The 21,667-nt window shown below is 61.2% G+C and carries 23 protein-coding genes; 17 read left to right on the top strand and 6 right to left on the bottom strand.

Translation table 11 applies throughout. The features are described from left to right. Positions 1 to 1,081 precede the first annotated feature (1,081 nt). The 7 genes from GR702_RS11490 to GR702_RS11460 all read left to right on the top strand — a co-directional run bounded on the left by GR702_RS11490 (position 1,082) and on the right by GR702_RS11460 (position 4,818). Positions 1,082 to 1,714: a DUF4376 domain-containing protein gene (locus GR702_RS11490; protein WP_160986023.1), complete on the top strand. Its 633-nt coding sequence runs from the start codon at positions 1,082 to 1,084 to the stop codon at positions 1,712 to 1,714. Between the two features lie 103 nt (positions 1,715 to 1,817). Continuing rightward, positions 1,818 to 2,186, top strand: a complete 369-nt coding sequence (locus tag GR702_RS22675) for a helix-turn-helix domain-containing protein (RefSeq protein WP_160986022.1) — start codon at positions 1,818 to 1,820, stop codon at positions 2,184 to 2,186. A 174-nt stretch (positions 2,187 to 2,360) separates the two neighbouring features. Further along, entirely contained in the window at positions 2,361 to 2,768 is a 408-nt protein-coding gene (locus GR702_RS11480) for a hypothetical protein (RefSeq protein ID WP_160986021.1), read from the top strand. Between the two features lie 114 nt (positions 2,769 to 2,882). Continuing rightward, positions 2,883 to 3,182: a hypothetical protein gene (locus tag GR702_RS11475; RefSeq protein ID WP_160986020.1), complete on the top strand. Its 300-nt coding sequence runs from the start codon at positions 2,883 to 2,885 to the stop codon at positions 3,180 to 3,182. A 63-nt stretch (positions 3,183 to 3,245) separates the two neighbouring features. Continuing rightward, a complete protein-coding gene (locus GR702_RS11470) occupies positions 3,246 to 3,866 on the top strand; it encodes a hypothetical protein (RefSeq protein ID WP_160986019.1) in 621 nt (206 codons plus the stop codon). 121 nt (positions 3,867 to 3,987) lie between these two features. Beyond that, the gene (locus tag GR702_RS11465) at positions 3,988 to 4,188 is read left to right on the top strand and encodes a hypothetical protein (RefSeq protein ID WP_160986018.1); all 201 of its coding nucleotides are present in this window, start codon (positions 3,988 to 3,990) and stop codon (positions 4,186 to 4,188) included. A 186-nt stretch (positions 4,189 to 4,374) separates the two neighbouring features. After that, the gene (locus GR702_RS11460) at positions 4,375 to 4,818 is read left to right on the top strand and encodes a mechanosensitive ion channel family protein (RefSeq protein ID WP_337192589.1); all 444 of its coding nucleotides are present in this window, start codon (positions 4,375 to 4,377) and stop codon (positions 4,816 to 4,818) included. A gap of 58 nt (positions 4,819 to 4,876) precedes the next feature. On the opposite strand, the gene GR702_RS11455 is transcribed toward GR702_RS11460, so the two are convergent. Beyond that, a complete protein-coding gene (locus GR702_RS11455) occupies positions 4,877 to 5,782 on the bottom strand; it encodes a GGDEF domain-containing protein (protein WP_237449676.1) in 906 nt (301 codons plus the stop codon). A 303-nt stretch (positions 5,783 to 6,085) separates the two neighbouring features. Next, complete coding sequence (locus GR702_RS11450) at positions 6,086 to 6,778, bottom strand: helix-turn-helix domain-containing protein (protein ID WP_160986016.1); 693 nt, start codon at positions 6,776 to 6,778, stop codon at positions 6,086 to 6,088. Between the two features lie 231 nt (positions 6,779 to 7,009). Between GR702_RS11450 and cobA the strand changes: the two genes are divergently transcribed. The 6 genes from cobA to GR702_RS11420 all read left to right on the top strand — a co-directional run bounded on the left by cobA (position 7,010) and on the right by GR702_RS11420 (position 12,332). Continuing rightward, positions 7,010 to 7,813, top strand: a complete 804-nt coding sequence (gene cobA / locus GR702_RS11445) for a uroporphyrinogen-III C-methyltransferase (RefSeq protein ID WP_202408213.1) — start codon at positions 7,010 to 7,012, stop codon at positions 7,811 to 7,813. Next, the gene (locus GR702_RS11440) at positions 7,810 to 8,106 is read left to right on the top strand and encodes a DUF2849 domain-containing protein (protein WP_160986014.1); all 297 of its coding nucleotides are present in this window, start codon (positions 7,810 to 7,812) and stop codon (positions 8,104 to 8,106) included. Before cobA ends, GR702_RS11440 begins: the two co-directional genes overlap by 4 nt. Further along, positions 8,106 to 9,740, top strand: coding sequence for a nitrite/sulfite reductase (locus GR702_RS11435; RefSeq protein ID WP_160986013.1), 1,635 nt, complete (start codon positions 8,106 to 8,108; stop codon positions 9,738 to 9,740). Before GR702_RS11440 ends, GR702_RS11435 begins: the two co-directional genes overlap by 1 nt. Further along, positions 9,733 to 10,167: a DUF934 domain-containing protein gene (locus tag GR702_RS11430; protein WP_160986012.1), complete on the top strand. Its 435-nt coding sequence runs from the start codon at positions 9,733 to 9,735 to the stop codon at positions 10,165 to 10,167. Before GR702_RS11435 ends, GR702_RS11430 begins: the two co-directional genes overlap by 8 nt. 23 nt (positions 10,168 to 10,190) lie before the next feature. Beyond that, positions 10,191 to 11,000 (top strand): phosphoadenylyl-sulfate reductase, encoded by an 810-nt coding sequence (locus GR702_RS11425; RefSeq protein WP_160986011.1) that lies wholly within the window; start codon positions 10,191 to 10,193, stop codon positions 10,998 to 11,000. 135 nt (positions 11,001 to 11,135) lie between these two features. After that, the gene (locus GR702_RS11420) at positions 11,136 to 12,332 is read left to right on the top strand and encodes an MFS transporter (RefSeq protein WP_160986010.1); all 1,197 of its coding nucleotides are present in this window, start codon (positions 11,136 to 11,138) and stop codon (positions 12,330 to 12,332) included. Between the two features lie 10 nt (positions 12,333 to 12,342). Here GR702_RS11420 and GR702_RS11415 read toward each other — a convergent pair whose 3' ends face one another. Further along, positions 12,343 to 12,867 carry a dihydrofolate reductase family protein gene (locus GR702_RS11415; protein WP_160986009.1) on the bottom strand — a complete coding sequence of 175 codons (525 nt, stop codon included), beginning with the start codon at positions 12,865 to 12,867 and terminating at the stop codon, positions 12,343 to 12,345. A 112-nt stretch (positions 12,868 to 12,979) separates the two neighbouring features. After that, the gene (locus GR702_RS11410; protein WP_160986008.1) at positions 12,980 to 13,519 is read right to left on the bottom strand and encodes a hypothetical protein; all 540 of its coding nucleotides are present in this window, start codon (positions 13,517 to 13,519) and stop codon (positions 12,980 to 12,982) included. 52 nt (positions 13,520 to 13,571) lie between these two features. Here GR702_RS11410 and xth point away from each other — a divergent pair, with 52 nt between their 5' ends. Further along, positions 13,572 to 14,348 carry an exodeoxyribonuclease III gene (gene xth / locus GR702_RS11405; protein WP_160986086.1) on the top strand — a complete coding sequence of 259 codons (777 nt, stop codon included), beginning with the start codon at positions 13,572 to 13,574 and terminating at the stop codon, positions 14,346 to 14,348. 267 nt (positions 14,349 to 14,615) lie between these two features. Continuing rightward, positions 14,616 to 15,683: a DUF1440 domain-containing protein gene (locus GR702_RS11400; protein ID WP_160986007.1), complete on the top strand. Its 1,068-nt coding sequence runs from the start codon at positions 14,616 to 14,618 to the stop codon at positions 15,681 to 15,683. Positions 15,684 to 15,744: 61 nt separating this feature from the next. Here GR702_RS11400 and GR702_RS11395 read toward each other — a convergent pair whose 3' ends face one another. Beyond that, the gene (locus GR702_RS11395; RefSeq protein ID WP_337192588.1) at positions 15,745 to 16,308 is read right to left on the bottom strand and encodes an ankyrin repeat domain-containing protein; all 564 of its coding nucleotides are present in this window, start codon (positions 16,306 to 16,308) and stop codon (positions 15,745 to 15,747) included. Then, on the bottom strand, positions 16,305 to 18,449 hold the full coding sequence (locus GR702_RS11390; protein ID WP_160986006.1) for a catalase: 2,145 nt from the start codon (positions 18,447 to 18,449) through the stop codon (positions 16,305 to 16,307). Before GR702_RS11390 ends, GR702_RS11395 begins: the two co-directional genes overlap by 4 nt. A 306-nt stretch (positions 18,450 to 18,755) precedes the next feature. On the opposite strand from GR702_RS11390, the gene GR702_RS11385 reads away from it, so the two are divergent. Beyond that, positions 18,756 to 19,337, top strand: coding sequence for a class I SAM-dependent DNA methyltransferase (locus GR702_RS11385; RefSeq protein WP_160986005.1), 582 nt, complete (start codon positions 18,756 to 18,758; stop codon positions 19,335 to 19,337). A 290-nt stretch (positions 19,338 to 19,627) separates the two neighbouring features. Continuing rightward, entirely contained in the window at positions 19,628 to 21,619 is a 1,992-nt protein-coding gene (locus GR702_RS11380) for a TonB-dependent receptor plug domain-containing protein (RefSeq protein ID WP_160986004.1), read from the top strand. The last annotated feature ends 48 nt before the right edge of the window (positions 21,620 to 21,667 follow it).

Raw genomic sequence — 21,667 nt, 5'->3', positions numbered from 1 at the left:
GAAATTTGTTAATGCCACAAACCCGCTGGGAAGGAAATGGGTGTTGCAGGAATTTATCCACGGTTCGCTAAATGGGTGGCTCAGTTCCCATTCCCATTCGGAAATGCCGAAAATAGCATGGGGGAGCAGCCTTCCAAACGTTCCCCTAATGTTCTATTCCTCGCCTTATGGTTGGCCCGCCCAGAGATTTGAGTGACGTAGCGCGCAGGGGCGGCACCCTCGAACTTAAGTGCACGTGTGGACACGAGAGCATGATGGACCCTCGCGAACTCAACGATTGGCTAATCTCGCGGCGCAGAGACACCGGATGGCGCAACTTCACGCGATATTTCATATGCTCCGAGTGCGAGACTCGCGGCCCTAAGGCGAGTTGGACTCCGCTCGACCCGCCGCCCAAGCCCCCTACCCTGCATCAGGAAATCGGCGGTAAGACCCCTCGCCCGCGCATCATCACACCCGAGCACTTCCGCACACATCGTCGGATGTCACGTTGATCGCGGAAACGATTTCGTTAATTCGCCATCATATTCGTCAGTGCGACCGTTAGGACGATCACCACAACGACCATCAGTCCGACCAAGAATGCGATGGTCAATCCCGTTCGACAAAAATCCGGCAGAAACTTCACACAAATGTTGATGCGTTTAAACGCATCGCTTATATCCAAGGTTGTAGCGGATGATTTCAGTGAACGGCATCAGCCCGCTCCATTTGATCCGACCCCTCACCAATTGCCGTGGTGGGGGGTCCATCAACCCGCCAGTAGGGGACGGTTTTGCCGTCCGCCCCCTACCTTTCGGCGGTCTCTTACTTCTGCTTCAGCTTGAGGACAAAAGTCCCAAAAAGAATCAAAAGCGTCAAGAGAGCGCAGACGTCAGTGAACGACATCAGCGTTGCTCCATTTGATGTTGGGCGAAATGCCCATCCCCGCTATAGCGTCAGCCGACCCGCTTTGTCTCGCCTCTGATTGACAACGGGGGGGATAACGCGCCTTTTTCCACAAGTTGGGGACAAGTTGCGGTCTGGCGCAGGGCAGGCCCCATGCGAGGGTCTTGACCGATCCCGACTAAATACAGGCGCTATGATCATATTTGAAATGCTGATGCCCAATCACGCCATGGGCAAATACCACCAAATCTTGAAGTGGGAGATGACCGCTGACAGCACCCACGCGGTCATCAACTCATATGCCTCCGTCGAGATGGAATTCATAAGCTGGCAGGACACGTACACGATTCCGCTCGAATGGCCCGTTAGGTCCATCGAAGATATCGAATATATCCTTACCCAAGTCGGCGCGCCCATGGCTGGCGGTTCCATCGTTCCCGACACGGTCGTGACTGTCCAGTGTGCGCAGGCGAGAAAGTGGGCCGCCGTCAAAGTAGATCGCGACCGCCGTATCAATGGCGCGTTCGTCACCAGTCACGGCGCGATCCAGATTGACGATAAATCATTCCTCGCTCTGTCTGCTGCCCGCCGCATCCTCCTGACCGCCGACGCATCGGTGATGTGGACGATGGCCGACAATTCCACTGTGAGCCTCACCAGCGCCGATATTGATGTCATGTTGACCGAGGTTGTCCAATTCCAAACCGACGTTCACGCTGCCTCTCAGAGGCTCAGGCTGGCCATCTACGCGGACGAGATCAGCATCGGTGAGGTGGAAGCTATCGACGTTGAGGGTTACGGCTGGCCATCCGCTCGAACAATTTGACCCTCTATGACCCTTTAAAGGTTGACTAACGGTCGCAAAGCGGTCATTAAGGTTGCGTAGCAGCCAGAGGAGGCCAAAAACGACCGATGAACTAGTTCTTGAAGTGCCCGCTGAACTGATTGAGTTAATAAAAATTGGTTCCGTCGGCGAACACTCAAAGGTGACCGTTAAATTCGGAGATCAGTGGTTTATCAATGATAAGCCGTTGGCCACCGTCCATGAAATTGTTGTTAGCTTGCAATCGTCCAAGCCGAATGACAATGAGAATCCTATTCCAGAACCTCATGAAGATTTACTCTCTCCTCTTGAGGTATGCGAAATGGTAGGAATTTCTCTTTCTACTTTAAAGCGCCTTCGTCGGAGCGACAATTTTCCCGTTCCGATTGCATTAGGCGAACGGGTTAGGCGCTGGAAACGGGACGAGCTTGAGGAATGGCTCACCATCCAGCGTCCCGGAAATATCAAAAGATAAGATAATAACTTTTGGCGTAGTAACAATTTGAATGAGGCACTTATTGCCCGACTTCATAATTGATTAAGGCTGCCGAACCCGAACCTAATTCGGGTTCCTTTTCACAAACCGCTTAACGACAGCATTCCCGAATTTTCGGGAGCGCCTTCGCTCGCCTACTTGAGAGGTTAGATCATGAGTTCTCCCGTCAGTATCGACGAAAAGATCAACGCCACGGGCCTCTTTCTGTTTGAGCTTCAGAATGGCCGGAGGGGTCTGCCCAATACGTTCAAGGAACGAGTCTGGTTCACCATTTGCACGGTCAAAGATGCCTACCGCAATGGTTGCACCGAGTTCGTGCCTATCGACGCGGTTCTCATCACCTTCAATATGATCGGGGAATCCTTCCGGATTTCCTTCACGCACCCCGAATGGGAAATCATCGTCGAGCACGGCGGTAAGCCGGGCGACAAGCTCGCCGTCGCTCCGTTCCCGAACGAGAGCGCAATGAAGCACTTCCTTGCATGGTTCGCGCGGATCGCGGCCTCCAACGATGTGGACCTCATCGGAGAAGACGAGACCACCGCGTTCAAGTCGGTTTAACCCCCGACCGCCGCGTCGGCGGCAATCCAACTCCCGCAAATTTCAAATTCACAATCACTGCGAGCCTCGCGCTTCGCGGAGCGCCTTCGCTCGCCTTCATGAGAGGATTACACAATGCCGAGGACTGCCGAACTCCAGCGCTGGTGCCACGATCTCGGAGCCGCCCTGACCGCTAAGACCCGTGACCGCATCGTCGTTTCGCCGCGTGGAGCCAATCTCGACTTCGAATGTGAGTGGGATGCCGAAGGCCACCCCACCATTGCGGGGTCGCTCCCGCTGCCGCTCATGGCCGCTAGCTTCTGCCGCACCGTGTCCCCCGAACGCTACTGCGCCGAGATTTGGGCTCAGGTAGGCTCATGGGTCGATTTCTACCTATTCTGGTCTGACCACCAGCGCGAGCAGTCTGCCGCCTAACCCTTACCCGGTTGGCGCATTGACCGCCGCACCAGCGGCAAACTCTATTCCCCGCAAAAAACAATGGTTGCAGGCGAGCGCGCTTTGCGGGGTGATCCCGCTCGCCTGCGAAATCGAAGGAAAATTAGAATGAATAACGAAACTGTCCGCGAATTTCTCGATGCAATCCCGCCCATCGTGCAGGGGATCAAGGAATTGGAGAATGATTTGCCCGTTCCCATGATTATCGCGTTCGGGAACGGCGGGTCGGTCCTTATCTTCGACATGGACGATGATTTCGCGCTCACCTTCGCCGAGGAATTCACCGATGCATTCGATGAGACCGCTGGCCCGATTTCGCGGGACGACTTCAGCCGCGAACTCTTCGCCGCGCTGAATCCCGGTGATGCAGTGAACTGCCACATTCGCTCCAACCGCTGGTATACGCTGCGCAAGGTGAGCCGGGACGCGATGGGTGAGGCAACCCCGTGGCGCGAGGTTCTGGGCGGCTCCGGTCAGGCTGAGGATGTCATGGTCGAGATTGAACCCGAACTCATCGTTGCAACCGATTTCCTCGCCGAAGTCGCCGCGCAGGGTGGCGAGGCGGTCACGACCGATCAGGTTCTCGCTGAATGCCATAGCGCAATTGAACGTCTCGGACTGACCAAGCTTTTCAATGATTTTCGCGACGCGCGCGCCGACTAATCGCCTGACCTTCTGACCGCCGCGCCTGCGGCACCCTCCCCGCAAATTCAAATCCACCGACTGGCGAGCGTGGAGCGCTTCGCGGGACGATCCCGCTCGTCAACTTCACATAGGATTTCATATGACCAAGGCACCTGATCTTACGCTTACCAATGGCACAGATTGCAAGCTCCTCGCGCGTGGGCTTGTCATGCGCGATGGCGAACCGCTCGCCTCAGGTCTCTGGCGGGGCGGGGACAATAAGCACTTGATGACGGTCGGCACTGACACCTCGACCTTCGACATCAGCGCGTCTCACTTTGCCGCAGAACTGATCTGTTGATCGCCGCGCCTGCGGCACCCTTACAAACGCCGCTAACCACATTCCATAGAGTGTATCCTAGTTTGGATAATTGACCAAACTAGGATACGTCTAGGATACATACGTTGAATATCCATGACCTCGCGTGAACGCTCGTGACCATCTTATAACCGCATAAATGGAGACTTTCAGCCACATCGCTAAAATGTGATACGCATTTCCGTCGCCTGCTTACTGATGGTCAATCAGGTGGAGAACTGGTCCTACTCAAGCCGCAACGTGCGCATTCAGGTCCATGTCGTGATCCCTTATGCCTGCGACATCGAGCAGGCCGAGCAGCTGATGCTGCAGTCGGCACGCTCGGTGACGCGAGTGCTGGCCGCACCGCCTCCCACCGTCTGGCTTGACAGCTTCGCCGACAACGGCGTTGCCTTCGTGATCCACTGCTGGATCACCGACCCCGAAGAAGGGATCGGCAACGTCCGTTCCGACGTGCTCAAGACCCTTTGGCGGCTCATGCGCGAGAACGGCATCAAGGTCCCCTTCCCGCAACGCGATCTCAATCTGCGTGATACCGAGGTGATGCGTGAGCTGATCGATGCGGTTCGTGGCCGCGACGAAAGCGGGCGTTCCGATTCGGGCGACCGTTAGCTGACGGGTTGATGTTCCCCTCGTGCTTATCGCAGCCTCTCGGCAGCCGGCGATAACGTCAACCTACGGCAAGACGGACAGGCTTTTCCATCTCAAGGCGATTGCGTCCCTTGGCCTTGGCGACGAAGAGCGCCATTTCCGCTCGTTCGATGGTGGAATCAAGGCTGGTGCCGATGCGGGCGACACTCGCGCTGGCGGTCATCTCGAAGTGGCTCGAGCCGACTTTCTGCTTGAGCTCAGCCAGAGTGGTAACCACTCGGCGGCAGATGCCTTCGGCCTCGACTGGAGTCACTCTCGGGAGGATCACGGCGAAGCGCTCGGAACCGATACGCGAAATGATATCGTCCGTCCGCAGCATTTCGCGCAGGAGATCCGAGAAGACGGTAAGGACCTCGTCCCCCACGGCCTGCCCGTACTGCATGTTGATGGTGCGGAAGAAGTCGATGCTGAACAAAGCCAGGCATCCGTCCATTCCGGCTTCCAGCATATGCTCGAGCATGGATATGAAAGCGGTCCGATTGGTCAGGCCGGTCAGTGGATCGGTGTATGTGGCGGTGAAAAGCCGCTCGCTCAACGAGCGCAGTTCATCGACATTACGCAGCACCGCCAGCACGCCGTACGGGGCGCCATCGTGCCGCAGCAGGGCGCGAAGCCGGATCTCGAACCAACGTTTCCGGTTGTCGCGGGTGATCGCGGGAAATTCCACCCAATCCACATCCTCGCCTGCGAGCGCCCGGGCATGGGCACGAGAGATCTGCTGCTTGGCTTCGGGTGAGACCAGATCCAGGAGATGCTGCTCGACGAGGCCGCCAACCTCTCGCCCTGCTTCACGCAGCCCCAGTTCCGCGATGGCCGACGTGGCGTGAACGATGAACCCTTTGGGGTCGGTCTTCAGGATGATGTCGGTCGTACTCTCGGCGAGCATCCCGTAAAGGACGGAGCTTTCCTGAAACGTGAAATTCATGCCCATGCCGCCTGCGTCCCGAATGTTCCGCCCGTAACCGCTCTGATGGACCGGCAGTGACCCGAACCACCGCATATCTTGGCTGTTCAGTGATATGCCTATTCAACACACCAGAACCGCCAAATATCCTCCGTTCGATTACAAACTTGCTCCGCGCTATTTGTTATAGACGTTGTATAACTATACTAATTCTTTTTCTTCCTTACGATTTTGTTTACCATTGCCGAGTTTGGACGTGAATACAAAAACGTTCGCCGTGCACATTTTCCCAGAAAGACCGAGAGAGCGGTCCGAAGGCGGAGGTCAGAGCTCCACCATGATGCGGACCTTTTCTGGGGCCGTCTCCATGGCGGTCGCGATCTGATCCCGGCAGCGCGAGATGAGGTCGGCCAGCCCCGGAACGGTGCGGGTGGGACGAAGGTCGCCGCTTTCCACGCCGAGCGCTTCGGCGATAGCTTCGATGCGATCCTCGATCGGCCGCGCACGCCCCTGCTCCCACGCCCATACGGTGGGCTTGCTGACGCCAAGCCGATTGGCAAGCTCCCCCTGCGTCAGGCCTCTCAACTTGCGAAGTCGATGCAGCCTTTCGCCGAGGCTCTCGCCGCCTATGGGGTTGGGCCCCACGGGCACTGGCATCGGTTCAAGCCCAAGGTCGGCACGGACGGCGCCGCGAAGTTGCACGGCGCTAAGCGTAGCCGTGGGCACCCGAACGTCGAAGGCGCATCCGTAAAGCTGGCCGCTGGCCCAGATCACCCGTGCCCGCGCCTGCGGTATCTCCGGCAGTTCGATCTCAAGGGATTCGCCGATCTCGAGTTCGACCCGGCTTTCCAGCAGCGCCCCGCTCTCGGACACATTGTGGAGGATCACCTGCGTTTCCCCGCCTGAGGCGAGAGCACCCTGTGTTTCCAGCAGCAGCCGCCGCCGCTCGGCACGGCGTTTGCCATCGGCAATGCCGGCATCAGAACCTTCTACTTCAAAATGGGCCGCAATGGGCATTGTCGCGCCTCCTAGGAGCCGGAAACGTCCACGTGTTCGGTTAAGATTCGGTTAGCAGACGGGGTGAAAGCCCATTCCCCCGCAGTTTCGAGCTTTAGGAACGTTTACGATGATGCTTCCTCCGCCGCCTGCACGGCGCAAGGACAGGGTGCGTTCGGGCTAAAGCTTGCCTTACGAACTGCAAAGCCATTCTGGCTGGCGCTGGCGAGCCTTAATCGCCATCTGCGCGCCATGAAACCGAAATCCGTCTCCGAGGGTCACAATGGACTTGATGGCGTGAAGCCTGCCGGCAAGGTCTTCCTCGTCGGCGCGGGTCCGGGCAACCCGGATCTGCTGACGCTGCGTGCCGCACGGCTGCTGCTCGGCGCGTCCCTGGTCGTGCACGACGGGCTGGTCGATCCGGCGATACTCTCCATGGCGCGGCCGACGGCTCGCATGATCTCGGTCGCGAAGAGCCGGTCGCGGCACACCATGAAGCAGGAGGAGATCAACGCCCTGCTTGTGCGCGAGGCGCTGGCCGGCAACGACGTCGTGCGGCTCAAGGGCGGAGACCCTTTCATTTTCGGACGTGGCGGTGAGGAAGCGCAGGCATGCCGCGTTGCCGGAGTGGAGGTAGAGGTCGTACCCGGCATCTCCTCGGCACTTGGGGCAGCAGCCGCGGCGCAGATCCCCCTCACCCACCGCGATCATGCCTCGATTGTCAGCTTCGTAGCCGGTCAGTGCAAGGGGCTTTCCGAGCAGGACTGGTCGGGCCTTGCCGGCAAGGGGCGCACGCTCGTGATCTTCATGGGTCTCGCTACGGCCGCCCAGATCACCGAGAAGCTCATTGCCGACGGGCTGGCGCCTGACGTGCCTGTGGCTGTCATCGAGAACGCCACCCGATCGGACATGCGTGTTCTGCGGTCTTCCTTGGCCGGACTTTCGAATGTCGTTGAAAGCGAGAGGGTGCAAAGCCCCGCGCTTATCGTTATCGGCCACGTTACCGCTGAGAACGACAACACCATTCGCGCGCTCGCGCTGGAGGCAATACAGTGAAGATCCTGACCGGCAACGATCTCAAGACCGGCGCCGTCGTCTGGTGGACCGGCGTGGGCTGGTCGCTGGATGTCAACGAATCGTCCGATGTGGGCGACCATGGCGCTGCGATCATCGCCCGCGAGGAAGGGGCTCAGAACGTCTTTGCCTCCTATGTGGTCGATGCCGAGAAGACGGCCGACGGGGTGCGTCCGGCGCACATCAAGGAGCGCATCCGTGCCCTTGGCCCCACCGTCCGGCCTGACCTGACGCTCAAGCCCGCCGACCCCGATGCGATCAACTGGGTGATCTGATGTACAAGTATGACGAATACGACCAGCAGATGGTCGACACCCGGGTCGAAGAGTTCCGTGACCAGGTGCGCCGTCGCCTCTCGGGCGAACTGACCGAGGACCAGTTCAAGCCGCTGCGCCTGCAGAACGGCCTCTATCTCCAGCTGCACGCGTATATGCTGCGCGTGGCGGTGCCTTACGGCACGCTGAACTCCACGCAGATGAAGCTGCTTGGCGACATCGCGGACAAGTACGACCGTGGCTACGGGCACTTCACCACGCGCCAGAACATCCAGTACAACTGGATCAAGCTGGAGGACACGCCCGACATCCTTGCCGAACTGGCGAAGGTGGAGATGCACGCCATCCAGACGAGCGGCAACTGCATCCGCAACATCAGCTCGGACCAGTTCGCCGGAGCCGCCGCGGACGAGATCATCGATCCCCGCCCCTACGCCGAGTTGCTGCGCCAGTGGTCCAGCTTCCATCCCGAATTCCTTGTCCTTCCGCGCAAGTTCAAGATCGCTGTCATCGCGTCGGAGAAGGATCGTGCGGCGATGCGCCTGCACGACATCGGCATCAAGATGGTGCGGAACGACGCCGGCGAAATCGGCGCGCAGTTCTATGCAGGCGGCGGCATGGGCCGCACCCCGATGATCGCGCCGCTGATCCGCGATTTCGTGCCGCTGAACCAGCTGATCACGTTCGCGGAAGCCTGCCTTCGCGTGTACAACCGCTACGGCCGGCGCGACAACAAGTACAAGGCCCGCATCAAGATTCTCGTCCATGAGCTTGGCCGGGACGAGTACGTGCGCCAGGTGGAGGAAGAGTTCGCTCACCTCCTCACGCAGCCGATCGAGCCTCCGCTGGCTGAGCTCGAGCGTATCAAGGCCCACTTCACGGGTCCCGACTTCGAACAGGGCCTTTCGGACGAACTCGACCTCCGCGACCCGGATTTTCGTCTGTGGGTCGGGCGCAACACCACCGCCCACAAGGTGCCGGGCTACGTCATCGCCACTGTCAGCCTGAAGCCTGTGGGCGGTATTCCCGGCGATGCGAGTGCCGACCAGATCCGCCTCATGGCGCAGCTGGGCCGCGACTACTCGTTCGACGAGCTGCGCGTGACGCATGCACAGAACATCGTTCTCCCGCACGTCCGGAAAGCAGACCTCTACACTGTGTGGAAAGCGCTGGACGAAGCGGGTCTGGGCACTGCCAATCTCGATACCCTGGGCGATATCATCGCCTGCCCGGGACTGGACTACTGCAGCCTTGCCAATGCGCGTTCCATTCCGGTCGCGCAGAAGATTTCCGAACGCTTCGGCTCGGCCGAGAAGCAGGCCGAGATCGGGGAACTGAAGCTCAAGATTTCAGGCTGCATCAATGCTTGCGGGCACCACCATGCGGGCCACATCGGCATTCTGGGCGTCGACAAGAAAGGGCTGGAAAACTATCAGCTTCTGTTCGGCGGCAGCGAAGGCGCGGATACCTCGTTGGCCAAGATCATCGGCCCTGGCTTTACCGAGGACGGCGTGGTCGACGCGATCGAAAAGGCTACGCAAGTCTACCTCGCCAACAAGCAGGGCGAGGAGCGCTTCCTCGATACCTATCGCCGCATCGGCATGGATCCGTTCAAGGAGGCCATCTATGGTTGAAGTCCAGTTTCGCTTCCGTGACGACGAGCCGGTGAACGATCCTGCGGTGACGGTGGATGCCTTTTCCGAGCAGTCCAACGCCACGGCCGTTCGGATCGAACCCGGCGACGACGCCCGCGACCTGCTGCCGCAGCTCGACAGGCTGGCGCTGGTGGAGATCAATTTCCCCGCGTGGACGGACGGCCGCGGGTACTCCGCAGCCCGCATACTGCGCGAGGCAGGCTACAAAGGCGAAATCCGGGCTGTAGGTGACCTGGTGATCGATATGCTCGGCCACCTCCAGCGCTGCGGCTTCGATGCCTTCGCGCCCGAAAAGGCGCTCAACCCCGTGGACGCGCAGAATGCGTTCAGCCGCTGGGACAATGTGTACCAGGCCACGGCCGTCGATGGGCGCCAGGCCATCTGGGCCAAGCGCCATCCCGCCTAAGATCAGGGAGAAGGGATACCCCGATGCTCCGTACCGAAGCTGACACTTCTCGCATTCGCGACGTCATCAACACCGCGCCCCGCTTTGTGGAGGCCGATGCTGTGCGTCTCAACCGTATGTTCCGAGGCACTGACACGAGCGAGATGCTCGAGACGGTGCTCAAGGAGCGCATGGCGGGCGACGTGGCGATCGTGTCGAGCTTCGGTGCGGAAAGCGCAGTCCTTCTGCACCTCGCTGCCAGCATCGACCCGACGGTGCCGGTGCTGTTTCTCGAGACCGGCAAGCACTTCCCCGAGACGCTCGCTTACCGCGACCTGCTTGTGAGCCGCCTCGGTCTTCGCAACCTCGTCAGCCTCACGCCAGACGAGGCCGAGATCGCGAAGAAGGACGAGAACGGTCTTCGCTGGTCGTGGGACCCGGACGGCTGCTGCGAAATCCGCAAGGTCAAGCCCCTGGCAAAGGCGCTGCTGGGCTTCGATGCCTCGCTCACTGGGCGCAAGGCGTTCCAGGCGGCGACCCGCTCCAGCCTTCCTCGTTTCGAGATCGACACCACGGATACGCAGGGGCGACTGAAGATCAACCCGTTGATCGACTGGTCGGCGGAGCGCATCGCGGCCTACATCGAGCAGCACGACCTGCCTCCTCACCCGCTTGTGGCGGAAGGCTATCCTTCAATCGGGTGCATGCCCTGCACCAGCAAGGTCGCTCCCGGCGAGGATCCACGATCGGGCCGCTGGAAGGGGTGGGACAAGACGGAATGCGGCATCCATGTTCCCGGCCAGGGTGACAGTCCGGCAAGCGAACTGCCCCCCGGCTTCGACCCGGTCTTCTAGGGCCTCTTGTACGGGAACCGCGCCCCTTCGGTTTGCGGGTGCAAGTGGATGTAGTATGGGCAGCATCCCGTTGCACTAATTGCACGCGGTCTCTGGTAGTCAGTCGCTGCATTCCTTTCTATTTTGCAACGCAACATGACTGAACCTTCCGCACCCGCCGCCACTCATCCCGCGCTCGTAACGCTTGCCCTCGCCATGGGGGCCTTCGCCATCGGCACCACCGAATTTGCCGCGATGAGCCTTGTTCCATTCTTCGCGCGGGACCTTGGCCTCAGCGAGCCTGAAGCAGGGCACGCGATCAGCGCCTATGCTCTAGGTGTGGTGGTGGGCGCGCCGGTCATCGCGGTGCTGGCGGCCAAGATTGAGCGGCGCAAGCTGCTGATCGCCCTCATGGCGGTATTCGCCATCGGCAACGGTATCTCGGCCATGGCAGCGAGCTACCCCCTCCTGCTGCTATGCCGGTTCGTCAGCGGCCTCCCGCACGGCGCGTACTTCGGCATCGCAGCGCTCGTAGCGGCTTCAATGGTGCCTGCGAACCGGCGGGCGCAATCAGTGGCCATGGTGATGTCTGGTCTTACCGTCGCGACGATCATCGGGGTTCCCGTGGCGAACTGGCTGGGCCAGGAACTGGGTTGGCGGGCCGGCTTTGCAGTCGTCTCCGGCTTGGCGATCCTTACGATGGCGCTTGTGGCGCTCTACGCGCCGGTGCAAGCAGCCGACCCCGACGCCAGTCCCCTGAGGGAGCTTGGCGCATTGCGCCGGCCGCAAGTGCTTCTAACGCTGCTCACCGGAGCGATCGGCTTTGGCGGCCTCTTCTGCGTCTACACCTACGTCGCATCCACCATGATCGAGGTTACGGGCGTTTCCGAGCGGTTTGTTCCAGCCGTCCTTGCCATCTTCGGCGTCGGCATGACCGTAGGCAACCTGTTCTGGGCGTGGGTAGCCGACCGCGCACAGACCAAGGCAGCCATCGCGGCTCTCCTGTTCAGCGCGGCATCGCTAGCGCTGTTCTCGGTGCTTGCCGGCAACATCTGGACGCTGAGCATCGTGGTGCTGCTGATAGGTTTCGGCGGAGGACTGGGCACGATCCTCCAAACCAGGCTGATGGACGTGGCTGGCGACGCGCAGGCTCTCGCTGCAGCGGCCCATCACAGCGCATTCAACCTTGCCAATGCACTGGGACCTTGGCTGGGCGGCCTTGCGATCGCCGCTGGCTACGGCTTCACGTCGACGGGCTGGATCGGCTCGGGCCTGGCACTCGGCGGCCTGGCGATTTTCCTTGTCACGGTCTCCCTGCACAAGCAGGAAACCATTAAGGCGTGCCCTGCCTGACCCGGCTGGCTCAGCGCTTTTCCAGATGCATGTGGACGGCTTCAGCTGTGGAATCGATTTCGGACACGAAATAGTTCTCCACCGGAACGCCATCATCGAACAGCGGCGCACCATCGCCCAAGGTGCGGGAGGTCATCCGCAGCCAGATTTCATCGGCCTCGCCGTCGTGCATCGCGGCCTTAAGCGCGCTGGCCTCGCCCACAACGAGGACGGCTCGCTCGCCAGCGGCTTTTCTCGCCTGTGCGAAAGCGGCGGCATATCCTTCTACGAAATGGAACCCTGATTTTCCGTTCGCTGGCCGAGCATCGGTGACGACGAAGACCGGGGTTTGCGCGGCGTAGGCCTCCCCGATCCAGGCTGTGTCCTCGGAAAGCTCGAAGGTGCGACGGCTCATCACCACCGCTCCGCAGGTGCCGGGCAGTTTGCCCGACAGGCCCGCGCCCGCGAGTTCACGGGCGGAAAACACGCTGCACCCCCGTGCATCGGCCCAGAACCCGTCAAGGCTGGTCGCGGCGTCGATGATCATCCTGCCCATCTCGTCGGCTCCCTGCGCTGTTCATCCAGTGAGGTCGTATCGATGCCAACGTCACTTCGACCAAAGAGTTTCCCGCGAGAGGCGAACTGTGACTGAGGCGCGGGCGTTCGCATCAACCTTGCCATTCCCTCAAAGCAGCATGATAAGCGTCCTCCTCACGGCTGCGCCGCTGTTCGAGCTTGCTCAGTTCCTGGTCGCGCTTCCGGCGTATGTCGTCGCGCTGCTTTCGAAGAGCCTCGATCTGCGCATGGATGTCGGCGACGGACGCTGCAAATGCCTGAGACTTCGCCTTCAGCACCGCCTCGGCCTTGTCCAACTTCGTACGGCTCGGCCGCGGGACCTTCCTTGTTGGCAAGGGTGGCGGACCGGCCTCGTCCCTGGCTGGCTTTCGCCCCGCTTCTCGCTTGAGGTCCTTGCCTGCAGCGGCAAGATGCTGAGCCGTCGTGCCCCGCGCCACTCGGATCACCAAACCGGGCTGTTGAAGTGGCGCCTTGGTCAGAGCGGGATCGATCACTTGCTCGGCCGCGCCGCTGGAGAACAGGTCGCCTCCTGCACCCCAGGCCTGCAGCGCTGCCTTGCGGCTTGTCGTAGCGACATAGGCATCGTGGAAGCCGATCGCGGTTCTGAAGACCTTGAGAGGACGCTTTGCCATGCCCACGCAACGCGCGAGGAACACATCGGCGCCCATGCGCTTTGCCGGTGGCATGAAGATCTCGACCTACAACGTCAACGGCATCAACAGCCGCCTTCCTGTCCTGCTGCGGTGGCTTGCGCTGGCCAAGCCCGACATCGTGTGCCTGCAGGAGCTTAAGGCACCTGACGATCGCTTTCCCGAAGATGCGATCCAGGACGCGGGCTACAGAGCCGTATGGCATGGACAAAGCCGCTGGAACGGAGTCGCCATCCTCAGCCGTGCCTGGGAGATACATGAGACCCGCCGCGACCTGCCCGGTCAAGCGGGCGACGCGCAGAGCCGTTACATAGAGGCCGCGATCAACGGCATGCTGGTTTGCGGGCTATACCTTCCCAATGGCAATCCGCGGCCAGGGCCGAAGTTCGACTACAAGCTGCAGTGGTTCCAGCGTCTGCACGATCATCTTGCAGGCCTGGTCGGCCTTGACGCCCCGGTCGTGTGCATGGGCGACTTCAACGTCATGCCGACAGACGATGACGTCTACGCCCCGGATCGCTGGCGGGACGATGCTCTGTTTGCCCCGGAAGTGCGCGAAGCCTTCTTCCGCGTTCTAGACCAGGGGTGGACGGATGCGGTCCGGCACCTTCACCCTGATGAAACCGTTTACACGTTCTGGAAGTACTGGCGCGGTGCATTCGAACGCAATGCAGGCCTCCGCATCGACCATGCACTTCTCAACCCTGTTGCCGCAGGCCGCCTTGTTTCGGCCACCGTCGATACGCGTCCAAGGGGATGGGAGAAGACGAGCGATCACGCTCCCTTGTGCATCGAACTTACACCTTCCTGACCCGTCCTGCAGCCTGCCATAAACTTCTTCAAAGAATAGCTGCACCGGCAGGCTGAATATCCTGCGCGATCAGTTGCGACATCTTTAGGAACTCCTCGCGCGTGTGAGTGTTCAACTGTCAAACAACAAAACAAAGCCTCATCGGCCCGACCTTCCTTCCCCCACCCCCTCCCGAAAGGTCGGGCCGATCCTTCCCTCATTCCAGTTGCGGCACGCCGGTCTGCGCGCATCCAGGTGTCGCAGCGACATCCGAAAGGCGATTGCCCGATGAACTCCATAAACTCAGCCGGCCGACCCTCGACCGTCGATCTCCTGGTCGACACGGAACGGGGTGCGGCAGCCGGCGCACTGGCCGGCTTCGCGGCGTCGGCCGTGATGAACGGCTTCCAGTCAATGGTCAGCCCGCTCGTCAGCCCCAGCGGCGGCGGCGCTCCGCCAGCGACGGAACAGGCCGCAGACCGGTTCGCGCTGCTGGCGGCAGGCACTCGGCTCGACGAAGGTGACAGGCCGCAAGGCGGTAACGCCGTGCACTATGTCGTGGGCACGGCGACAGGTGCATTGTACGGCGCGCTGGCAGAGTCCTACCCCGCCGTCACGCGCTGGCAGGGTCTGGCTTTCGGTCTCGCCAGCGCCACGCTGATCGACCAGATCGCAGTGCCTCTCGCCGGGTTTGCGCGGCCACCATGGCGCTACACGCTCCGAACGCACCTCTACGGTTACGCCTCGCATCTCGTGTTCGGCTTCGTCACCGAAAAGCTGCGGGCTCTGTTGCGGGAGAAACTGGAGCAAGGCCGACTGGTTCGTCGCAATTCGATCACCACCGAGGACATAGCCGTGCCGCTTCTCCTTGGTCTTGCGAACGGACAGCGCACGTTTACTCCGCCCGCTACCGTCACGATCGCTGCAGCCAGCAGCGGGCTTGCGCTGGAAGGAACGCCGCTGGCAATCCTGAACTCACGCTGGGCGGGCGCCCTTCTTGGCGCAGCGGCGGTGGGCGAGTACTTCATGGACAAGCAGCCGGGCATCCCCGCCCGCATCGCTCCGGCCGGGCTTGCCGGAAGGGCGGTTGGCGGCGCGCTCTCGGGAGCGGCGGCGGCACGACCGGGGAAGGCCGTGCTGGCAGCCGGGGTTGGCGCTGCGGGCGCACTTGCAAGCGCTTACGTCAGCTACCGGGTGAGAATGACGCTGGCACGCGCACTTGGCCGTGACCGGCCGGTCGCCTTTGCGGAAGATGCGCTTGCTCTGGTGGGCTCCGTACTCGTGGCAAGCTACGCCGCGGCACGGCAAAAGCAGGTCGACCGTCGCGAACCTGCCCGCTTTGGCCCCGGCAGCTGACACGAAAAACGCGGGGCTGAAAAGCCCCGCGACTTCATGCGATCGGCATGGTTCCGTAAAGCTAGCCGTCGCTGACTACAGGTTCAGCCGCGCTCTCGAGCATTGTGGCAAGCGCCTCGTTGCCCTGAGAGCGAGCCAGGGCTGCAGCATCCGTACCGGTAATGTCCTGAAGATCCGGCGATGCGCCTGCTTCCAGAAGCAGTGTCACGACTGCGGCCCGGCCGAAAAGCGCTGCCATCATCAGGCTTGTCTGCCCGGCAGCGTTCCTGAGGTTGGGATCAGCGCCTGAGCGAAGAAGCACGTCGGCGATCGCGACATGCCCCTTGAACGCCACGCCCATCAGCGCGCTTCCGTTGTCGCCCAGAGTGTCGGGATCTGCGCCGAGGCGCAGAAGAGTAGCCGTCGCGGCCTCCATGCCGTGATAGCTGGCAAGGACAAGCGGGGTATGACCCCGCTCGTCCCTGGCCTCGATGTCCGCCCCTGCATGGACCAGCGCTTCGATGACATCCTCGCGCCCCATGCGCGCTGCGTCGAAGAGGAGTTGCTGGAGCCTTTCAGGGCTTGGAAGAGGAGGCGGCGCATTCAGCGCCGCCTCCGTCCGCGTTTCCGTCGGGGCAGCGTTCACGCTGCGCCCGCCTTGAGGAAGCTGGCTGCATCAAGATCGATCTTGAGTTCGCGATCCCAGACGCGCAGCTGACCACAGGTTTCGAGGAAGGTCTGCGCCTCCGACGTCGATTTCAGGGCAATGACTCCCGCGTCGTGATCCGAGGCGGCGACACCGGCGCGTTCGAGCAGCGGCAGGGCCTCCGCCGTGTAGGCGATGAACTTGCCGTGGCCGAAGGCGTCGCTGACGAAGTCCTTCGCCGTCTTGTCTTCTGAGAGCATCGCTGCACCCTCGTCCGATACCACCAGAGCGACGGCATCGTAGAGAACCGAGGGACCACCGTCGATCTTCTGTTTGGCCTCTACCAGAGTGCCATCGTCGAGGGTCGCGCCCGCGATCTTGGGCGAGATGATCTCGTAGACCGCCGGCAGTGCTTCGACCGCCTTGACCAGGGCCTTCACCACAGACGCCGAGGCACCGTCGGTGACGAGGATCCCGAGCTTGCGTCCCTCAAAGCTTTGCGGCCCGCGCTTGACGATGCTCAGCGCTTCGGACGGGGGCAGATCCGTGCGGGTGGGAACCGCGGCCGGGAACGGCTCGGGAAGAGCGGGCAGGCCTAGGCCATCGGCGACGACGGTGGCCAGGGTTTCATCGATGTTGCGCAAGTGAGCGACAATGCGTTGCCGGATGTCGATGCGTTCACACTTCGAAAGCTCGAAGACCAGGGCGTCACCGATGTGCTTCTGCTCGATCGGCGTCTGGCTCACAAAAAACTGGCGAGCCTGGCTGTAATGGTCGGCGAAGGTGGCGGAACGCACCTGAGCCTTGCGGCCCGTGTCTTGCGCCGCGAAGTGGCGGTAGCCGATCTCCGGGTTCTCTCGCGGACCGCCCCAGCTGTTCGGCTCATAGTTCACGCGACCCTTGGGATTGCGCATGGCCATGTGGCCGTCCTGCTGGAAGTTCTGCACCGGCACCTTGGGCGCGTTGATCGGGATATGGGTGAAGTTAGGGCTGCCCAGCCGCTTGAGCTGAGTATCCAGGTACGAAAAATTGCGGCCCTGCAGCAGGGGATCGTTGGTGAAGCCGATGCCCGGCACGACGTTCTGCGTGCAGAAGGCAACCTGTTCCGTCTCGGCAAAGAAGTTGTCGACGACGCGGTCAAGCACGAAGCTGCCGATACGGCGCACGGGGATCTGCTCTTCCGGGATGATCTTGGTAGAATCGAGCACGTCGAATTCGAACTGGTCCGCGAAATCGTCGTCGAAGAGCTGGACGCCCAGATCCCACTCTGGCGGCGTACCCATCGTGATCGCGTCCCACAGGTCGCGGCGATGGAAATCGGGATCCGAACCGTTGATCTTGAGCGCCTCGTTCCACATCACGGACTGCAGGCCCAGCTTGGGTTTGAAGTGGAACTTGACGTAGGTGCCCTTGCCTTCCGCATCGATGAGGCGGAAACTGTGCACTCCAAAACCTTCCATGAAGCGGAAGGAGCGCGGGATCGCCCGGTCCGACATGATCCACATGATCATGTGCATGGATTCAGGCGTAAGTCCGATGAAATCCCAGAAGTTGTCGTGCGCGGTCTGGGCCTGCGGAAAGCCACGGTCCGGCTCCTGCTTGGCGGCGTGTACGACGTCGGGGAACTTGATGGCATCCTGGATGAAGAACACCGGGATATTGTTTGCGACGATATCCCAGTTCCCCTCCTTGGTGTAGAACTTGGCAGCAAAACCGCGAACGTCGCGCGCAAGGTCGAACGAGCCCTTGTTGCCCGCAACCGTGGAGAAGCGCACGAACATGGGCGTCTGTTCGCCCACCTCGGTCAGGACCTTCGCGGTCGTATATTCGGCAAGACTTTCATCCAGCGTGAATGTGCCGTGTACGCCGAAGCCGCGGGCATGGACGACGCGTTCGGGAATACGTTCGTGGTCGAAGTGGAAGATCTTCTCGCGGAAATGAAAGTCTTCCAGCAGCGTCGGGCCGCGTTCGCCAAGTTTCAGACTGTTCTGATCGTCGGCGACAGGCACGCCCTGCTGAGTGGTCAAGACAGTACCGTCGCTTCCCGCGATCTGGTGCAGTTCGCCGCCCTCGCCAGCGAACGTCTCGAACTCAGCGGCATGCGACTGCGCACCGGTGTCCTTGCCGATTGTTCCGGTCATCCGTGATTGCTCCGATGTTTTCTGTTCGCGCCAAGCGCATCCCGGCCCCCGCCATGATGGCGCAAGCAGCCTCTACAACGGGACTGTCTTCGCGATAGTTCCGCACGCTCAGCCAAACTTAGCCTGGGTTGGAACGCATCCGGCTTGGGGACTGCACCGCTCGTCGCTCGGTATGGCGAGGAACAAAAATCCGGGCACGCGTTTACCAATGTCCTTCGGCGCGGCCCCGCAAAACTTCCTTTCCGAAGACGTCAGCCGCCGTCTTGATCACGGGCCCAAAGCGCTCGAACCAAGGAGAACGATGCCATGACCGGATCAAGTCTGGGAGAAGCCTATTTCGACAGGATCTTCGAAGCAGACGACGATCCTTGGGATCTGGCATCCAGCGAATACGCAGCGGAGAAGTTCGCGCATACGCACGATGTGCTCGCTGATCGCCGCTATGCGCGGGCGTTGGAGGTTGGCTGTGCCCATGGCGTACTTACTAGCCACATCGTCGGGCTGTGCGACAGCCTGCTCGCCGTGGACATCAGCACCCATGCCCTTTCAAAAGCGCGGGAGCGGGTCGGCGACCGTCCCGAACTCACTTTGGGACACATGACATTCCCTGCCGAAGCGCCGGAGGGAGAACCGTTCGATCTCGTGATCCTGTCGGAAGTCGCCTATTATTGGGGCCTTGTCGATCTGGACCGCACGAGCGAATGGCTGCGTGGCAACGTCGCGCCTGGAGGAAGGGTGATCCTCGTGCACTACACCGGAGAGACGGACTATCCTCACACCGGCGATGCGGCGGTCGAGGAGCTCTGGACTGAACTGCAGGATGTCTTCACCGTCGAACGCGCCGAGACCAAAGACAGCTACCGCCTCGACCTTTGGCAAAGAACCTAGCCCATCACTGGGCGATTTTTGATTGCCACGTCTGGCAGATGGAGGCGGCGAACGGCGGGCGCCGCCTTTTTCATGTCCATGACTACCGGCGCTGCCACGGCTGTTGCCGAAGCCTTCCGACGCTTCTCACGCGTTTGAGGGAGCCCACGCGGCTTTCGCAGCAAGTTCAACCTGCAAACCTCACCCCTAGCCTGCGGCTCCGGTAAAAAAGCTCCTTTACGAAGCCGCAGCAACCCTTAAAGCGAACCCCGCTAATGCAAGCGATTCGCATTAGCATAAGGGGAATCATCATGCTTCGTAGTCTTGCCGCCCGTGCGTTGGTCGGCGCCTCCACGCTCGCCTTTCTCGTTGCAACGCCCGCCTTGGCGCAGGACGTCAGCCTGGATGGAGATACGCCCACAGGCGACTTCCTCGGCACCATCGACATCGGCGAGAGCACGCGCGTGGTGCGGACCGACACGGCAACGCCTGTGACCGTGATCGACCGGGAGGAGATCGAGGACCGGCAGGCATCGACCATTGCGGAACTTCTGGACTCTGTCCCGGGCGTCACTCTCATCAACGGCTCGACGCCGATCGGTTCGGGCATAAACATCCGCGGCTTCGGTGCGAACGGCACTTACGGCACCGACCAGAAGGTCGCGTTCGTCGTCGATGGTGCCACCACCGGCTCGGAGGAAATCTACAGGGTCGGCACGCAGCTCTTCACCGATCCCCTGCTCTACAAGCGCGCCGAGGTCATCCGCGGCACGGTCGGCAGCTTCGAGTGGGGTTCCGGCATCATTGGCGGCGTCGTGCTTCTGGAGACAAACGACGCAGCCGACGTTCTGCGCGGCAAGCCGGGCCTGGCACTGAGCCAAACGCTGTCGGGACAGACGAACAAGGAAGGCTTCGCGACTTCCACCACTGTCGCGGCCATGCCCTCGGAGCAGTTCGAGTTCCTGGCCAACTACACCTGGCGCACGCAGGGAACACAGGAAGACGGCCGCGGCGATCCGATCGAGAACAGTGCCTTCGACTTGCCGAGCTTCCTGGTGAAAGGCGCGGTCCACTTCGGCGCGGATAACGCCCACACGATTGAAGCCAGCTTCAACCAGACCACCACCAGCGACCGCGACGTTCCTTACGACAGCTTCAGCACCACGGCGGGCATGTTCGGTAATGTCGATCGCGACACCAAGAGCCAGGTCCTGACCGTCAGCTACAACTACGACCCGGTCGACAACGACGCCGTCAACCTCTCGCTGCTGTACACCTACGCCAACCAAGAAATCGACCAGACGGCCGTCGGCACTCCGATCTCACCCGTGGTCAACGCGGATCATCGCTACGAGACATCGAAGATCACGCTGAAGAATGCGGGGCTGTTCGCGACCGGTCCGGTACGCCACAATCTTCACTTTGGTGTCGAATACATTCAGAGGAAACGTCTGGATGCGAGCAGCGCCCCGGGCGGCGTGGACAACCGCATGGCTGCCTTCGCCGTCGACGAGATCGCTCTGTTCCGCGGGTTCAGCGTCAGCCCGGCGATCCGATGGGAGACCTCGAACATCAAGGCCACGACCGACGCCGGCGCTCGCGTCAGCTACAACAACGAGGCCTGGATGGGAGGCGTGTCCGCCCGTTACGAATTGCCCTTCGGCCTCGCCGCCTTCGGAAGCTGGGCTCGCACCCGCAACCTGCCGATCATCGATGATCTGGACAATTCGACCTACATGAACCAGCCCGAGAAGAGCCGGACCTGGGAAGCAGGTGGATCGTTCAATCGTGTGGGCCTGCTGGGACGGGGTGACAGGCTGGCGGTCAAGGTCAACTACTACGATACCGAACTGACCGACAACACCGCCTACTCCGGCGTTCGCGAGATCTACCTCGACGGTTTCGAGATCGAGGCTTCCTATGCGACCGCACAAGGCCTCTATTTCGACTTCAACGCCACCATCCCGGACGGGCAGCGTCTGCGCACCAACGGCGTCGTGGATGACTGGACCAACCTTCCGCAGAAGACGTACATGCTTTCTGCCGGCAAGCGCTTCGGCCAGCTCGTCGATGTGCGTTGGGAAGCGACGCTTGCCGAAGACCTGACCATCAACGGCACGGAGCATGAAGGTTTCGACGTGCACGCGCTGCGCGCCACGATAACCCCAGCGGGCGGAATACTCGACGAATTGGCGCTGCGCCTCAGCGTCGAGAACATCTTCGACACCTATTATCAGTCGGCCCTGTCGACGCGGCCTGCCACGGGTCGCAACTTCAAGGTCGCGCTGTCCAAGCTCTTCTAAGGGGGCCGGGAGGTGGTCACCGCAGACTGGGCAGGACGGCAGGGCTTT

Source organism: Novosphingobium silvae (genome assembly GCF_009856825.1).
Classification (GTDB): Bacteria; Pseudomonadota; Alphaproteobacteria; order Sphingomonadales; family Sphingomonadaceae; genus Novosphingobium; species Novosphingobium silvae.
Note: the sequence above shows the minus strand (reverse complement) of the source record. Positions and strands in the feature narration are given on the sequence as shown.

Bases quoted from the DNA above. Each gene is read 5' to 3' on its own strand.
- GR702_RS11410 (WP_160986008.1), bottom strand. From the start codon at position 13,519: ATGGCAAAGCGTCCTCTCAAGGTCTTCAGAACCGCGATCGGCTTCCAC.
- GR702_RS11430 (WP_160986012.1), top strand. From the start codon at position 9,733: ATGGTTGAAGTCCAGTTTCGCTTCCGTGACGACGAGCCGGTGAACGAT.
- GR702_RS11455 (WP_237449676.1), bottom strand. From the start codon at position 5,782: ATGAATTTCACGTTTCAGGAAAGCTCCGTCCTTTACGGGATGCTCGCC.
- cobA (WP_202408213.1), top strand. From the start codon at position 7,010: ATGAAACCGAAATCCGTCTCCGAGGGTCACAATGGACTTGATGGCGTG.
- GR702_RS11435 (WP_160986013.1), top strand. From the start codon at position 8,106: ATGTACAAGTATGACGAATACGACCAGCAGATGGTCGACACCCGGGTC.
- xth (WP_160986086.1), top strand. From the start codon at position 13,572: ATGAAGATCTCGACCTACAACGTCAACGGCATCAACAGCCGCCTTCCT.
- GR702_RS11390 (WP_160986006.1), bottom strand. From the start codon at position 18,449: ATGACCGGAACAATCGGCAAGGACACCGGTGCGCAGTCGCATGCCGCT.
- GR702_RS11415 (WP_160986009.1), bottom strand. From the start codon at position 12,867: ATGGGCAGGATGATCATCGACGCCGCGACCAGCCTTGACGGGTTCTGG.
- GR702_RS11420 (WP_160986010.1), top strand. From the start codon at position 11,136: ATGACTGAACCTTCCGCACCCGCCGCCACTCATCCCGCGCTCGTAACG.
- GR702_RS11490 (WP_160986023.1), top strand. From the start codon at position 1,082: ATGATCATATTTGAAATGCTGATGCCCAATCACGCCATGGGCAAATAC.
- GR702_RS11470 (WP_160986019.1), top strand. From the start codon at position 3,246: ATGGTTGCAGGCGAGCGCGCTTTGCGGGGTGATCCCGCTCGCCTGCGA.
- GR702_RS11450 (WP_160986016.1), bottom strand. From the start codon at position 6,778: ATGCCCATTGCGGCCCATTTTGAAGTAGAAGGTTCTGATGCCGGCATT.
- GR702_RS11480 (WP_160986021.1), top strand. From the start codon at position 2,361: ATGAGTTCTCCCGTCAGTATCGACGAAAAGATCAACGCCACGGGCCTC.
- GR702_RS11385 (WP_160986005.1), top strand. From the start codon at position 18,756: ATGACCGGATCAAGTCTGGGAGAAGCCTATTTCGACAGGATCTTCGAA.
- GR702_RS11400 (WP_160986007.1), top strand. From the start codon at position 14,616: ATGAACTCCATAAACTCAGCCGGCCGACCCTCGACCGTCGATCTCCTG.
- GR702_RS11465 (WP_160986018.1), top strand. From the start codon at position 3,988: ATGACCAAGGCACCTGATCTTACGCTTACCAATGGCACAGATTGCAAG.
- GR702_RS11425 (WP_160986011.1), top strand. From the start codon at position 10,191: ATGCTCCGTACCGAAGCTGACACTTCTCGCATTCGCGACGTCATCAAC.
- GR702_RS11380 (WP_160986004.1), top strand. From the start codon at position 19,628: ATGCTTCGTAGTCTTGCCGCCCGTGCGTTGGTCGGCGCCTCCACGCTC.
- GR702_RS11475 (WP_160986020.1), top strand. From the start codon at position 2,883: ATGCCGAGGACTGCCGAACTCCAGCGCTGGTGCCACGATCTCGGAGCC.